Below are 13,512 nucleotides of genomic sequence, written 5' to 3' on the forward strand. Positions count from 1 at the left end.
AGCCATATAGACCCCAACCACCAAAACTGTCAACGAACTTTCATAAAAAAACACAAAGTTTCTTTCCACAGCAAAACCAAAGCAATTTTATCAATCCTTAACCAACACAAACAGCCCGATTCTGTCGTGAGAGCAATCAATGCCCACCCCAACGCCCCCTCACCCAGCTTATATATGCAATCAGCGCAGCGGTGAACTCGACCAGCCCATCCGTTCCGCAACACTATCCGCCAATGCACGAACCCGTGCGCCCATCGTCTCAATAACCTCTGGACGAGCCTCCGCTGCCATCATCGATAACGCAATGCCAGCCGCAGGGTGATTTGGCCGATCACAAATCGATGCACCTATGCAAAACATACCTTCGCGCAACTGACCATCATCCAGGGAATAGCCCTTCGTCTTGACTTCCGCCATTTCAGCTTCGAGGTTCCTCAGAGATTGAACGCTTGAGGGCGTAATCGGCTTTGGCCAATCAGATGGCAGATGGCGCGCTCGGTCCTGTGGGATCATAGAAGACAACATTGCCTTACCTGTCGCAGTGAAAACAGCCGGCACACGCATACCAATGCGGAAAGTGATACCAAGCGGCGCCGAAGAATTACGGCAAGACAGATAGATGACTTCTGGGCCCTCAAGGTGGGAAAGTGTCAATGTATAAGCTTCAAGCCCATCCGCGTCTGCCACCGCTTCATGAAACGCATCAACAATATCACTCTTCGCCAAGAAGACATTGGCCCAGCGAACGGACTGCGGACCCATCGTAAAACATCCGTCGCCATTCAACTTCAACAGCTTGAGATGCGCCAACGTCTGGCAAAGGCCATGAACACTGCTTTTAGGCAATCCAGTCTTGCGGACGAGATCGGAAAGCTTGATGCCATCACGGCTCTCGGCAACACAATCAAGTATCTGCGACGCCCGCATAACGGCAGGAACCAGCTTTAGGGAACTTTCGTCATCGAGTTCGGTTTTGTCCATATGCCCTCTTTAACCATACGACAGACGAATTGACTTTAACGCCGCCGGCTGGTTTATTCAGTATATCGTATGTCGTTCAATATAATGAACGACCATCTAGCGCAACACTGGGATGGAATATCAGATATGCTCGCTTTAAAAGACCCCTCACTGCTTAAATCGCAATGCCTTGTGGATGGAAACTGGATCGACGCAGCAGACGGCAAGACAATCGATGTAACCAATCCGGCAGACGGCTCCGTGATTGGCACCGTTCCATCCCTCTCCGTTGACACTATTAAAGAGACAATCAACGCATCGAACAAGGCACTTCCGGCATGGGCTGCGAAGACTGCCAAAGAACGCGCCGGAATCCTGCGCAAATGGTTTGATCTGATCGTTGCTAATGCGGACGATATTGCCCTTATCATGACATCGGAACAGGGCAAGCCACTCGCAGAGGCGCGCGGCGAAGTTCTTTATGCAGCCTCTTTCATTGAATGGTTCGCGGAAGAAGCCAAGCGCGTCTATGGCGATACGATTCCGGCCACTCAGCCCGGCCAGCGCTTGACCGTCATTCGTCAGCCAGTCGGTGTGACTGCTGCAATCACGCCATGGAACTTCCCGGCGGCCATGATCACCCGTAAAGCTGCACCCGCACTGGCTGCTGGCTGCACGATGATCGTACGTCCTGCTGACCTCACGCCGCTAACCGCGCTTGCGCTTGGTGTTCTGGCTGAAAAGGCTGGCATTCCTGCAGGCGTTCTTCAGATCGTGACCGGCAAGGCCCGCGAAATAGGTGCTGAACTCACCAGCAATGACATTGTCCGCAAGCTTTCTTTCACTGGCTCGACAGAAGTTGGTCGTCTGCTGATGGCGCAATGCGCTCCGACCATCAAGCGCGTATCGCTTGAACTTGGTGGCAATGCACCTTTCATCGTGTTCGATGATGCAGACATTGATGCCGCTGTCGAAGGCGCAATGCTTTCAAAATATCGCAATGCTGGTCAGACCTGTGTTTGCGCCAACCGCATCTATGTTCAGCGCGGCGTTTACGACAAGTTCGCTGAAAAGCTGGCCGCGAAGGTGAAAGAACTGAAAGTCGGCAACGGCACCGAGCCGGGCGTCGTCATCGGCCCGATGATCGAAGAAAAAGCCATCACCAAGGTCAAATCGCATATTGAAGATGCAGTTTCAAAAGGTGCGAAGCTTATTGCAGGCGGCAAGGAACTGGGTGGCCTGTTCTTTGAACCGGGCATTCTGACCGGCGTTACGTCGGACATGCTCGTTACCAAGGAAGAAACCTTCGGACCGCTCGCACCACTCTTTGCCTTCGACACCGAAGAAGAAGTGATCGCTGCTGCCAACGACACAATCTTCGGTCTGGCTGCTTACTTCTATACCGAGAACTTCAGCCGCGCGATCCGCGTGAGTGAAGGACTGGAATATGGCATGGTCGGACACAACACCGGCCTGATCTCCAACGAAGTCGCACCATTCGGCGGCGTGAAGCAGTCAGGCCTCGGTCGCGAAGGCTCTAAATATGGCATCGAGGAATATCTCGAAACCAAATATATTTGCAGCGCCTACAAACGTTAAAATCGACTTCATCGACATTAAGAGGTGGCGCGCATTGTTCGTGCCACCTTTTTTATTTATAGAGAGTGCAAATAATCCCCGAATGTTTGCACCTATAAAAATCCGGAAAAATCATGCTGCGCCGACTCTACGACTGGACGATCTCGCTTGCTGCCCGAAAGTCTGCCGAATATTGGCTCGCTTTCATCGCTTTTGTAGAAAGCTCAGTGTTTCTGGTGCCAGCCGATGTGCTCTTCCTTCCGATGGCGCTTGCGCGCCCGGAGCGCGCCTATCGCTATGCGCTTGTGGCGACGATCTTTTCCGTTCTCGGCGGCATAGCGGGATGGTATCTCGGCTATCATGCCTACGAACAGGTCGCAAAGCCTGTGCTTGAAATGTATGGCAAGCTCGACACATTCGAGCAGATGCGTGGCACGACCAGCGCCGACATGATTTTGCTGATGCTCATTACATCCGGCCTATCGCATTTGCCGCCAATCAAAGTCGTGACAATCCTGTCCGGTGCAGCGGGCATCAATATCTGGCTATTTATTGCATCCGCAATCATCGCGCGTGGTGCACGCTTCTTCTTCCTCGCATGGCTGTTGAAGCGTTATGGCGAGCCGATCCGCCACTTTATCGAAAAGCGTCTTGGCCTGCTGGCTGGCCTTGTTGCCGTGGTGCTAATTGCACTGTTCCTAGCGGTTAAATATCTTCACTTTTGATTTTGCCTCAAGTCAGTCAAATTTAATTGCTTGGAAGCAAAGTAGCATTCTAGACTACTGATAAAGCCAGTGTGGCGCAGGAAATCTCATATGGCATTTGCCCTTAATAGACCCGTTGGCAAAATTCAGGCTTGGACCGCAGGCATCATGACAGTCGGACTTGCAGCGACGGTCGGTACGGCTCTGGGCTTCGAGCATCTGGCTGGCTTTATGCCTTGCAAGCTCTGCCTCGAAGAGCGCACACCATATTATATCGGTGTCCCTGTTCTTGCAGCAGCGTTTATTTCCTATATCTTGAAACTGCCTCCGGTGCTGATACGCGGTCTTATTCTGATCGGCGCGCTGCTGATGACCTTTGGTCTGGTACTTGCGATCTATCACACCGGCGTTGAGCTTAAATATTGGCCGGGTCCGGCTGATTGCAGTGCAGCCACCATGAAGGTCACACTCGATGCAGGCAATCTGCTCGGCGATCTCAACGCGACCCGCCCACCCGCATGCGACAGCGCACCGGGCTTCTTCCTCGGCCTGTCATTTGCCGGATGGAACGTCGTCGCAAGTCTGCTCTTTGCAGCAATTGGCTACTACGGCGCTTTTGCAAAAGGTGGGAAGTAAGAGCGGATTCTGAGGAGGTTTTTCTTTCTTCGCAACGCAGATAAATCGCCATTTGCAGACCGGCATGGCGACTTTTAGAACAGACACTAAGGTTCCAGTTCGACATCCCAGTATAGAAAATCGAGCCAGCTATCGTGGAGATGGTTGGGTGGGAAAAGACGTCCATTGTTATGTAGATCATGCATCGTGGGCTGAACCGGCTTCTGACGCGGCCACATATGCGCGCGTGCTGGCATCAAGCCACCTTTGCGCAAATTGCATGGAGAACAGGCGGCGACCACATTTTCCCACGTCGTCGCACCGCCATGGCAACGCGGGGTAACGTGATCAAAGGTCAGATCATGCGGCGAGCCGCAATACTGACATTCAAAACGATCACGCAAAAACAGATTGAAGCGGGTAAATGCCGGATGGCGCGGCGGCTGCACATAATCCTTGAGACAGATCACGCTTGGCAAACGCATGGAAAATGTTGGCGATGATACGACCTGATCATATTCCGCCACGATATGCACGCGTTCAAGAAACACGGCCTTTATCGCATCCTGCCATGACCAGAGCGACAAAGGATAATAGCTAAGCGGCCTATAATCCGCATTGAGAACCAGAGCAGGCAAACCACTGCTCGACACCGTTCGGGGAGAGACGGCTACATTCAAGGGCACACCTCCTTCAGAACAATTCCGAAAGAAAAGTGCGAATGGCTTTCCATGCGGAATTGCGCTTCTGACGAGAGCGCCGCGCGTCCATCATGGGCGCAACCTACGACGCTCCAACCTTGCAAAAGGCGGCAGTGCGATAGGCAGGGTACCAAGTTTCTGCGAATCGAAATGCCGTCATTCACCTGATGCGAATAATGTAATCCCGACATGACAGCATTGTGAAGCAGAAACGCATTTATGTCCCCGTAAACACGCAACTTTTACAGAAGCGGAGCCGCCTCCCGCCCCTTGATCGCAGCGTAATATGCCCAGAACAAACGTGCTGCCACACCACGCCATGGCGCCCAGTCTTCCGCAAGCAAGCGAAGCGCCTTTGTATCGGGTCGCGTTTCATGCGCAAAAGCGTGACCGACAGCCGTTTGCAACGCTACATCACCAGCCGGAAACACGTCGGGATGACCAGCGGCAAACAGCAGATAGACTTCAGCCGTCCATGGACCGATGCCCTTGATAGCGGTCAGCGCCTTGATCGCTTCTTCGGCAGGCAAATCGCACAGCCCATGCAAATCAATTGCCTCTTCCGTCAAAGCTTCACTCAAAGCAAACAGCGTTCTCTGTTTTGGTCGCGACAGTCCAGCAAAACGCCATGCCTCTTCCCCGCCTGCAATATAAGCCTCCGGTGTCATTGGATTGATCACCTGCTTGAACCGCGCCCATATTGCTGCTGCGCTTGCAGTTGAAACCTGTTGCGCAACGATAATCGAGGCAAGACTTTCAAAGCCCGGCTGAGACCTTCGAAGCGGAACAGCGTGAGACCGACTGCGAATATCAAGCAACCGCGCGTCGGCTAATCCCAGTGCTTCAAGCGCGACTTCAATATCGTCCAATGTATCGATCCGCCGCATCGTCAGGCCTTTCATTTCAGTGTGGCACAACGTACCAATGCAGTCAGACAATAATCAACTGACTGAATAATGACCCAGCCTGTATATCGCTTTGCTCCAAGCCCCAATGGTCAATTGCATCTTGGCCACGCCTATTCCGCACTTCTCAATGCACAAATGGCGCATACCACTAATGGGCGCTTTCTGCTTCGCATGGAAGACATCGACACCGCTCGCTGCACACCGCAACTCGAACAGGGTATCTACGATGATCTCCACTGGCTTGGGCTTGAATGGGAACAGCCAGTACGCCGCCAATCAGAGCATTTCGGCGAATATCGCAATGCACTGACCAAGCTTGCCGACAAGGGGCTCGTCTATCCCGCCTTTCTGAGCCGAACGGAAGTACGCGAGATCATCGGCGAAGCCCATGCCAAAGGCCAGGAATGGCCTGCCGACCCTGACGGCACACCGCTTTATCCGCAGGGCGAACGAGGCTTGAGCGAAAAGGAGCAGATGGAGCGCATCGTCTCCGGTGCGCCCTATGCATGGCGGCTCAATATGGAGAAAGCGCTCGAGTTGGCTGGCGAAACGCTCTTCTGGAATGAAAGCGACACCGGACTTATCAAGGCAAATCCTGCTCAATGGGGCGACGTGGTGATCGCCCGCAAAGACACCCCCACCAGCTATCATCTTTCCGTCGTGGTGGATGATGCGCTGCAAGGCATCACGCATATTGTCCGCGGACGCGATCTGTTTCATGCAACATCCGTGCATCGGCTTCTGCAAAAGCTTCTGGGCCTACCGGAACCGCTTTATCATCATCACGATCTGGTGCTGGGCGATGATGGTTTGAAACTATCCAAAAGCCGCAAGGATACGGCACTCAGCAGCTTGCGTGAACAGGGCTTTACGCCTGACGATATCCGCGCAAGACTGTCGCTGTAAAAACTATTTTCGCCGCAGCGTCACAGATGATGTGCCCGCACGCTGATTGACGAAAGCGCGCTAAAGCGGTTCAAAGACAGCATGATAGCTGGCACTGAAGAGTGCTGGCGGTGATTTTGTTTATTTTGAAGGAGGCAGAGCCATGGTTTCTCAGAAAGCCGGTAACTACGTTGAGATAGAAGGCTTGCGCGTTGCCCCTGAACTGGTGGAGTTTCTGGAAAGCGAAGCCGCACCCGGCACTGGCGTTGAACCAGAAGCCTTCTGGAAGGGCTTCGCCGCCATCATCCGCGATCTTGCACCGAAGAATCGCGCCCTCCTCAAAAAGCGCGACGATCTGCAGGCCAAGATCGATGCCTGGTACAAGGATAATCGCGACAAAGGCTATTCGCAGGCTGACTATCAGCAATTCCTGAAAGATATAGGCTATCTCCTGCCCGAAGGCGGAGAGTTCAAGGTCTCGACCGCCAATGTCGATCCGGAAATCATGCATATTGCAGGACCGCAGCTTGTCGTTCCGGTCATGAATGCCCGCTATGCGCTCAATGCTGCCAATGCACGCTGGGGTTCGCTCTATGACGCGCTTTACGGCACCGATGCTATCTCTGAAGATGACGGCGCGGAAAAAGGCAAAGGCTACAACCCGAAGCGCGGCGAAAAAGTCATCGCATGGGCCAAGAATTTCCTCGACGAAAGCGCACCGCTCAATGCGGGCAAGTGGGCCGACGTCTCAGGCCTTTCCGTCACGGACGGCAAACTCGCTGTAACGCTTGCCGACGGTTCGAGCACCGCCTTGAAGGACGGCAGCCAGTTCAAGGGATATAATGGCGATGCGGCGGCACCGACCAATGTGCTGCTGGCCAAGAACAACATGCATGTTGATATCGTAATCAATGCGGACAGCCCGATCGGCAAGACCGACCCGGCGCATATCGCAGACATGGTTCTGGAATCGGCCGTCAGCACGATCCAGGATTGCGAAGATTCGATTGCAGCAGTCGATGCGGAAGACAAGATTGCCGTCTACCGCAACTGGCTTGGCCTGATGAATGGCAAGCTAGAAGACACCTTCGAGAAGGGCGGCAAGCAGATGACGCGCCGCCTTAATGGCGACCGCAGCTATAAGGCTGCCGATGGCTCGGAACTCAGCCTCAAGGGCCGTTCGCTGATGCTGGTGCGCAATGTCGGCCACCTCATGACCAATCCGGCGATCATTGATGCCGAAGGTCACGAAGTGCCGGAAGGCATCATGGATGCCGCCTTCACCAGCCTGATCGCACTGCATGATATTGGGGCGAACGGTCGCCACATGAATTCGCGCGAAGGCTCGGTCTATATCGTCAAGCCAAAGATGCACGGGCCGGAAGAAGTGGCATTCGCCAATGAAATCTTCACCCGCACCGAAGAGCTGCTTGGTATGAAGCCGAATACGCTGAAAATCGGCATCATGGATGAGGAACGCCGCACCACGGTTAACCTCAAGGAAGCGATCCGCGCTGCCAAGGAACGCGTCGTCTTCATCAATACCGGCTTCCTTGATCGCACCGGCGACGAAATCCATACCTCGATGGAAGCTGGCCCGATGATCCGCAAGGGCGACATGAAGCAGGCTGCCTGGATCGGCGCTTATGAACAGTGGAATGTCGATATCGGTCTTGAATGCGGCCTTTCCGGCCATGCGCAGATCGGTAAGGGCATGTGGGCCATGCCGGACCTGATGGCTGCAATGCTGGAACAGAAAATCGCCCATCCGAAGGCTGGTGCGAACACCGCCTGGGTGCCATCGCCAACCGCTGCAACCCTGCACGCAACCCATTATCATCAGATTGATGTTGCAAGCGTTCAGGAAAAGCTGAAGAGCCGCCCACGCGCCAAACTCGATGATATTCTGTCGGTGCCGGTCGCCCCGCGTCCAAACTGGACGCCGGAAGACATCCAGCACGAAATCGACAACAACGCACAGGGCATCCTCGGCTATGTCGTGCGCTGGGTTGATCAGGGCGTTGGCTGCTCGAAAGTGCCGGACATCAACAATGTCGGCCTGATGGAAGATCGTGCAACGCTGCGCATCTCGGCACAGCACATCGCCAACTGGCTCTATCATGGCGTGGTTTCGGAAGCGCAAGTCATGGAGACCCTGAAGCGCATGGCGGCCGTCGTGGACAAGCAGAATGAAGGCGATCCGCTTTATCGTCCGATGGCCGCAAACTTCGACAAGTCGATTGCATTTCAGGCCGCTTGCGATCTGGTTTTCAAGGGCCGCGAACAGCCGAATGGTTACACCGAGCCAGTCCTGCATCGCCGCCGGTTAGAACTGAAAGCGCAAGGCTAATCAGGAATTATTCGGACAGATAGAATGCGGCGGGAGAAATCCCGCCGTTTCTGTTTTCGAAATCGCTTGACTCCATTATAATAGATATTAATTCTAAGATAATGGAAAATATAAATGAGCATCTCGACAACGCCATTGGCGAAAATCTGCGTCGCCTGCGCCTTGCGCAAGGTATGACGCTGGATGCGCTTGGTGACGCGTCAGGTGTCAGCCGCGCCATGATCTCGCGGATCGAGCGTGGCGAAACCAGCCCGACCGCACAGCTTCTGGCGCGCATTTGTGCAGCGCTCGGCACATCGCTCTCAGCCTTCTTTGCCGATGCGGAAGCCCCCGCCTCTCCCTTGCTCACGCATGATCGCCAACCAGTCTGGCGTGATCCAGATACTGGCTATATCCGGCGGTCTGTTTCACCACCGGCAACGGGGTCGAATATCGACATGATCGAGGTCGAATTTCCCGCAGGCGCCAGAGTGGCCTTCGCACCACAGGCGGCCAATGCAGGCATCACACAGCATTTGTGGCTCCTGAATGGGCAGATGGAAATCACCGTTGGAGCAACCGCCTATCAGCTCCATACCGGCGACTGTCTTTATATGCCGCTCGCGGAAGGCATCACCTTTCATAATCCCGGCAACTCGACAGCACGTTATGCAATCGTGCTCGAACGCCGCAGCAATCTCTGAAAGTACAATATGATTCGTGTCCTTAACTACGAAGACGTAGGCTCTGCCCTTCTCCCTCTGGCAGAAATCCTGACCGATTGCGTTAATGATGGCGCGTCAGTTGGTTTCATGGCGCCATGTGAATGGCAGGGCTTCATCCCCTACTGGAACCGCGTCTTTAATGAAGTAGAGCGAGGCGACACGGCCCTTCTGGTTGCCGAGCATGACGGCGAAATCGTCGGCACGGTTCAGCTTGGTCTCGCACAAATGCCCAATCAGCCGCATCGTGCCGATCTTAAAAAACTGCTGATCCATCGCAAGGCGCGCGGCCTTGGTCTTGCACGCAAGCTGATGGAAGCCGTTGAAGAAGAAGCACGTAACCGACGCAAGACACTTCTCTGCCTGGACACCGCAACCGGCAGTCCGGCGGAAGCAATTTACACCCATCTCGGCTGGGAGCGGGTAGGTGTTATCCCGAATTATGCGCTTTATCCTGACGGCAGCCCCTGCGCGACCACACTTTTCTATAAAGGCCTCTGAAATGACCCTCACCATCCGGTTTGCCAACGAAGCTGACCTCCCTGCTCTGCTTGCGATCTACAATGATGCAGTTGAGAACACGCTTGCCATCTGGAACGAAACGCTCGTCGATCTGGAAAACCGTCGCGAATGGCTCAAAGCCCGCAACCGCGACGGCTTTCCGGTTCTGGTGGCCGAACGCGAGGAACAGGTCGTCGGCTATGCGAGTTATGGCCCTTTCCGCCCGTTTGAAGGCTTCCGCCACTCATCGGAACTCTCTGTTTATGTGGCAAGCGATGCGCGCGGCGGCGGTATCGGACGCGCACTTCTGGCAGAGCTTGTGGAAGAAGCACGCGAGCGTAAAGTCCATGTGCTGGTGGCAGGCATTGAAGCAGGCAATGCTGCATCCATCGCATTGCACAAATCGCAGGGTTTTTCAGATTGCGGCACGCTGAAACAGGTCGGCCAGAAATTCGGACGCTGGCTTGATCTGACCTTCATGCAAAAGATACTCTGATCAGCACCGTGCAATAGAAAGCGCAGCGGGCCATTGCCCTGCTGCGTTTTTTTTGTTTATACAGGCGTATTCGCAAGGACCCGGTGAAAGCCCGGGTGGCTCTTCTGGCCGCCTATCCGCCAGACAACGCAACAACATCCCCCATTTTTACAATCGGCCATGTTGAATCGGACGGCTCTCAACGCCCGTCTTCTATTTGCGGAAAATTCAATGACACGTCTTGCTGCCTACCGCCGCGAGTGGTTCTCCAATATTCGCGGCGATATTCTTTCCGGCATCGTCGTAGCACTTGCCCTTATCCCGGAAGCCATCGGCTTTTCGGTCATCGCTGGCGTCGACCCCAAGGTCGGCCTCTTCGCCTCTTTCGCCATTGCCTGTGTCTCCGCCTTCACCGGTGGACGTCCTGGCATGATCTCTGCTGCAACCGCTGCAACTGCTGTGGTGATGGTCTCGCTCGTCAAGGAACACGGTTTGCAATATCTATTTGCAGCCACGATCCTGATGGGCATTCTGCAAATCTTTGCAGGCTTCTTCAAACTCGGGCGCCTGATGCGGTTTGTATCGCGCTCGGTCATCACCGGCTTCGTCAATGCGCTTGCTATCCTCATTTTTATGGCGCAGCTGCCTGAACTCATTCATGTTCCGGTTGAGACCTACTGGATGATCGCAGGCGGTCTCGCCATCATCTATCTCTTCCCGCGCTTAACCAAAGCCATCCCCTCGCCGCTCGTTGCCATTGCGGTGCTCACCACGCTTGCATGGACAAGCGGCATGGATCTGCGAACCGTTGGCGATCTCGGCGAATTGCCTTCTGCATTGCCGATCTTCGCGCTTCCACAAGTGCCGCTGACGCTGGAAACGCTGCAGATCATCCTGCCATATTCAATCACGCTGGCGGCTGTCGGCCTGCTTGAATCGCTGATGACGGCCCAGATTGTCGATGACATGACGGATACCAACAGCAACAAAAACCAGGAATGTATTGGTCAGGGCACCAGCAATATCGCATCCGCCATGATTGGCGGCATGGGAGGTTGCGCCATGATCGGACAGTCGGTGATCAATGTGTCGTCCGGCGGTCGCGGCAGGCTTTCAACCTTCGTTGCTGGCTCTTTCCTGCTGTTTCTCATTCTCGTTCTCGACGATCTTGTGCGGATCATTCCAATGGCCGCACTGGTGGCCGTGATGATCATGGTATCGATTGGCACCTTCTCATGGCGTTCGATCCTCGATCTGCGCCGCAACCCGCCATCCTCATCCATTGTCATGCTGGCAACCGTCATAACTGTGGTTTCCACCCATGATCTTGCCAAGGGCGTTCTGGTTGGCGTGCTGCTTTCCGGCGTGTTCTTCGCAGGAAAAGTCGCAAAGATGTTCCGCGTGCGCGAAACAACGAGCGAAGATGGAACCGAGCGCACCTATACCGTTCAGGGCCAGATCTTCTTTGCCTCGGCACAAAACTTCATTGCAGCTTTCGATTTTTCATCACCTGCAAAAAAGGTGACGATTGATGTCAGCCATGCCCATCTGTGGGACATTACCTCCGTCGGTGCGCTCGACAAAGTCGTGCTGAAATACCGTGCCAGCGGTACGGATGTTTCGGTGATCGGCTTTAATGAAGCAAGCAGCGATATGATCGACCGCTTCGCTGTCCATGATAAAGAACCGGGCAGCGCAAAGCTCGCAACACATTAAACAAAGAAAAAGGGCCGCTTTCGCGGCCCTCTTTTTATCAGTTCGGCTGTGGAACGGCGGGCAGATCATCAAGCCCGATATCACCTTCAACCTGATCGCTGCGAGCTATCAGGTAGAGGCCGAGCACAGAGGTCAAAACCGCGATGAACACCAGATACCATGCATGTGCCATAGGGTTGACCGCCAGAAGCGAGGTTACGATCACCGGCGTCAGTCCACCAAAAACCGCATAGGAAATATTGTAGGAAAACGACAGGCCCGAGAAGCGAACGGGTGCCGGGAATGCGCGCACCATCACATAAGGCACCGCGCCAACCATGCCCACCGAAAGACCCATCACCGCATAAAGCGCGAACAGAACAGGCAGGGAAACCGCCGCATAGGTGTAGAACACGAAAGTCGCAACACCGAAGAAAATGCCTGCAACCGCAAAGAAGCGGCCACTGCCAATGCGATCAACAATCGCGCCAGCGCTCACCGTTCCGAACATCAAAAACAATGTGCCAAAGCTTGTGGCGGCAAGCGACTGCAAAGGCGTGTAACCATAAAGCTTCTGCAGAAAGGTCGCAGTCATCAATGTAGTAACGACGATGCCAGCCGACAGAATCCAGGTCAGCAGCACGGAAATGATAACGCCATGCATGTGGTTGCGCAGAACAGTGCCGAGCGGCAGTTTGTCCTTGAGAAGATGGCTGTTTTTCATCTCGGTGAAGATCGGCGTTTCAGCCAACCAGCGGCGCAGGTAAACGGCGAACAGGCCGAAAATACCACCGATGAAGAACGGAATGCGCCATGCGTAACCGGCAAGTTCTTCCGGCGTGAAAATCCAGTTGATGGCGGTAGCGATCAGCGAACCAAGCATAATGCCAAGCGTGAGGCCCGAGCACAGGAAACCACACGCCATACCAACACGATTGGCGGGAACATGCTCCGCCACAAAGGTCCATGCGCCGGGGACTTCACCACCGATGGCAGCGCCCTGCAACATGCGGAAGATAATCAGCAGGATTGGCGCGCCAACACCAAGCGTTGCATAGGTTGGCAAGCAGGCCATGGCCAATGTCGAAATCGACATCAGAAACACCGAGAACGCGAAGACGCGCTTGCGGCCAAACTTGTCGCCAAAATGCGCCAGCACGATGCCGCCAATCGGGCGCACCAGATAGCCGGCTGCGAAAATGCCAAAAGTCTGGATCAGAACCAGCCAGTCCGGCATGTCGGGCGGAAAAAAAAGATGTCCGATAACGCTCGCGAAAAATACGAAGATAATGAAATCATAAAACTCCAGCGCGCCGCCCAATGCCGAAAGGCCAAGAGTGCGGAAATCCTGCCTGTTTAATGGTCGTGGATTGTTGCTTGTAGGGGAGTTTGTTGATGCCATCGATTCCATCTCTTCTGATCGGGTATCCGGATGTGGA

General features: G+C 54.4%; 13 protein-coding genes and 1 other annotated feature. Of the genes, 9 read left to right on the forward strand and 4 right to left on the reverse strand.

Annotated features, from left to right (window positions below; all coding sequences use genetic code 11):
- Window positions 1–180: 180 nt before the first annotated feature.
- Window positions 181–981 (reverse strand): IclR family transcriptional regulator, encoded by an 801-nt coding sequence (locus J2782_RS18175; RefSeq protein WP_310015177.1) that lies wholly within the window; start codon window positions 979–981, stop codon window positions 181–183.
- A gap of 126 nt (window positions 982–1,107) precedes the next feature.
- On the opposite strand from J2782_RS18175, the gene J2782_RS18180 reads away from it, so the two are divergent.
- From J2782_RS18180 to J2782_RS18190, 3 genes are all read left to right on the forward strand, one after another.
- Window positions 1,108–2,559 (forward strand): NAD-dependent succinate-semialdehyde dehydrogenase, encoded by a 1,452-nt coding sequence (locus J2782_RS18180; protein WP_310015179.1) that lies wholly within the window; start codon window positions 1,108–1,110, stop codon window positions 2,557–2,559.
- A 113-nt stretch (window positions 2,560–2,672) separates the two neighbouring features.
- Window positions 2,673–3,263: a YqaA family protein gene (locus J2782_RS18185; RefSeq protein WP_094505423.1), complete on the forward strand. Its 591-nt coding sequence runs from the start codon at window positions 2,673–2,675 to the stop codon at window positions 3,261–3,263.
- A 90-nt stretch (window positions 3,264–3,353) separates the two neighbouring features.
- The gene (locus J2782_RS18190; RefSeq protein ID WP_310015180.1) at window positions 3,354–3,878 is read left to right on the forward strand and encodes a disulfide bond formation protein B; all 525 of its coding nucleotides are present in this window, start codon (window positions 3,354–3,356) and stop codon (window positions 3,876–3,878) included.
- A gap of 86 nt (window positions 3,879–3,964) precedes the next feature.
- Here J2782_RS18190 and J2782_RS18195 read toward each other — a convergent pair whose 3' ends face one another.
- Both J2782_RS18195 and J2782_RS18200 read right to left on the reverse strand, forming a co-directional pair.
- Window positions 3,965–4,537: an HNH endonuclease gene (locus J2782_RS18195; RefSeq protein WP_250041029.1), complete on the reverse strand. Its 573-nt coding sequence runs from the start codon at window positions 4,535–4,537 to the stop codon at window positions 3,965–3,967.
- Window positions 4,538–4,800: 263 nt separating this feature from the next.
- Window positions 4,801–5,445 (reverse strand): DNA-3-methyladenine glycosylase family protein, encoded by a 645-nt coding sequence (locus J2782_RS18200; RefSeq protein WP_310015470.1) that lies wholly within the window; start codon window positions 5,443–5,445, stop codon window positions 4,801–4,803.
- A 69-nt stretch (window positions 5,446–5,514) separates the two neighbouring features.
- On the opposite strand from J2782_RS18200, the gene gluQRS reads away from it, so the two are divergent.
- From gluQRS to J2782_RS18230, 6 genes are all read left to right on the forward strand, one after another.
- Entirely contained in the window at window positions 5,515–6,372 is an 858-nt protein-coding gene (gene gluQRS / locus J2782_RS18205) for a tRNA glutamyl-Q(34) synthetase GluQRS (protein WP_310015183.1), read from the forward strand.
- Between the two features lie 142 nt (window positions 6,373–6,514).
- Window positions 6,515–8,701 (forward strand): malate synthase G, encoded by a 2,187-nt coding sequence (locus tag J2782_RS18210; protein ID WP_310015186.1) that lies wholly within the window; start codon window positions 6,515–6,517, stop codon window positions 8,699–8,701.
- Window positions 8,702–8,811: 110 nt separating this feature from the next.
- Window positions 8,812–9,384 carry a helix-turn-helix domain-containing protein gene (locus J2782_RS18215; protein ID WP_310015472.1) on the forward strand — a complete coding sequence of 191 codons (573 nt, stop codon included), beginning with the start codon at window positions 8,812–8,814 and terminating at the stop codon, window positions 9,382–9,384.
- A 9-nt stretch (window positions 9,385–9,393) separates the two neighbouring features.
- Entirely contained in the window at window positions 9,394–9,903 is a 510-nt protein-coding gene (locus tag J2782_RS18220; RefSeq protein WP_310015188.1) for a GNAT family N-acetyltransferase, read from the forward strand.
- Between the two features lies 1 nt (window position 9,904).
- On the forward strand, window positions 9,905–10,399 hold the full coding sequence (locus tag J2782_RS18225; protein ID WP_024895671.1) for a GNAT family N-acetyltransferase: 495 nt from the start codon (window positions 9,905–9,907) through the stop codon (window positions 10,397–10,399).
- A 73-nt stretch (window positions 10,400–10,472) separates the two neighbouring features.
- Window positions 10,473–10,528, forward strand: a sequence feature (sul1 is cis-regulatory element that is thought to sense ions involved in sulfur or methionine metabolism; They are found in Alphaproteobacteria).
- A gap of 81 nt (window positions 10,529–10,609) precedes the next feature.
- Window positions 10,610–12,094 (forward strand): SulP family inorganic anion transporter, encoded by a 1,485-nt coding sequence (locus tag J2782_RS18230; protein WP_310015190.1) that lies wholly within the window; start codon window positions 10,610–10,612, stop codon window positions 12,092–12,094.
- 37 nt (window positions 12,095–12,131) lie between these two features.
- Here J2782_RS18230 and J2782_RS18235 read toward each other — a convergent pair whose 3' ends face one another.
- Window positions 12,132–13,475 carry an MFS transporter gene (locus tag J2782_RS18235; protein WP_310015192.1) on the reverse strand — a complete coding sequence of 448 codons (1,344 nt, stop codon included), beginning with the start codon at window positions 13,473–13,475 and terminating at the stop codon, window positions 12,132–12,134.
- Between the last annotated feature and the right edge of the window lie 37 nt (window positions 13,476–13,512).

This window comes from Brucella pseudogrignonensis, assembly GCF_031454375.1.
Classification (GTDB): Bacteria; Pseudomonadota; Alphaproteobacteria; order Rhizobiales; family Rhizobiaceae; genus Brucella; species Brucella pseudogrignonensis_A.

Excerpts from the sequence above, each read along its gene's own strand:
- J2782_RS18175 (WP_310015177.1), bottom strand. The coding sequence starts at position 981 with ATGGACAAAACCGAACTCGATGACGAAAGTTCCCTAAAGCTGGTTCCT.
- J2782_RS18180 (WP_310015179.1), top strand. The coding sequence starts at position 1,108 with ATGCTCGCTTTAAAAGACCCCTCACTGCTTAAATCGCAATGCCTTGTG.
- J2782_RS18185 (WP_094505423.1), top strand. The coding sequence starts at position 2,673 with ATGCTGCGCCGACTCTACGACTGGACGATCTCGCTTGCTGCCCGAAAG.
- J2782_RS18190 (WP_310015180.1), top strand. The coding sequence starts at position 3,354 with ATGGCATTTGCCCTTAATAGACCCGTTGGCAAAATTCAGGCTTGGACC.
- J2782_RS18200 (WP_310015470.1), bottom strand. The coding sequence starts at position 5,445 with ATGCGGCGGATCGATACATTGGACGATATTGAAGTCGCGCTTGAAGCA.
- gluQRS (WP_310015183.1), top strand. The coding sequence starts at position 5,515 with ATGACCCAGCCTGTATATCGCTTTGCTCCAAGCCCCAATGGTCAATTG.
- J2782_RS18210 (WP_310015186.1), top strand. The coding sequence starts at position 6,515 with ATGGTTTCTCAGAAAGCCGGTAACTACGTTGAGATAGAAGGCTTGCGC.
- J2782_RS18220 (WP_310015188.1), top strand. The coding sequence starts at position 9,394 with ATGATTCGTGTCCTTAACTACGAAGACGTAGGCTCTGCCCTTCTCCCT.
- J2782_RS18225 (WP_024895671.1), top strand. The coding sequence starts at position 9,905 with ATGACCCTCACCATCCGGTTTGCCAACGAAGCTGACCTCCCTGCTCTG.
- J2782_RS18230 (WP_310015190.1), top strand. The coding sequence starts at position 10,610 with ATGACACGTCTTGCTGCCTACCGCCGCGAGTGGTTCTCCAATATTCGC.
- J2782_RS18235 (WP_310015192.1), bottom strand. The coding sequence starts at position 13,475 with ATGGCATCAACAAACTCCCCTACAAGCAACAATCCACGACCATTAAAC.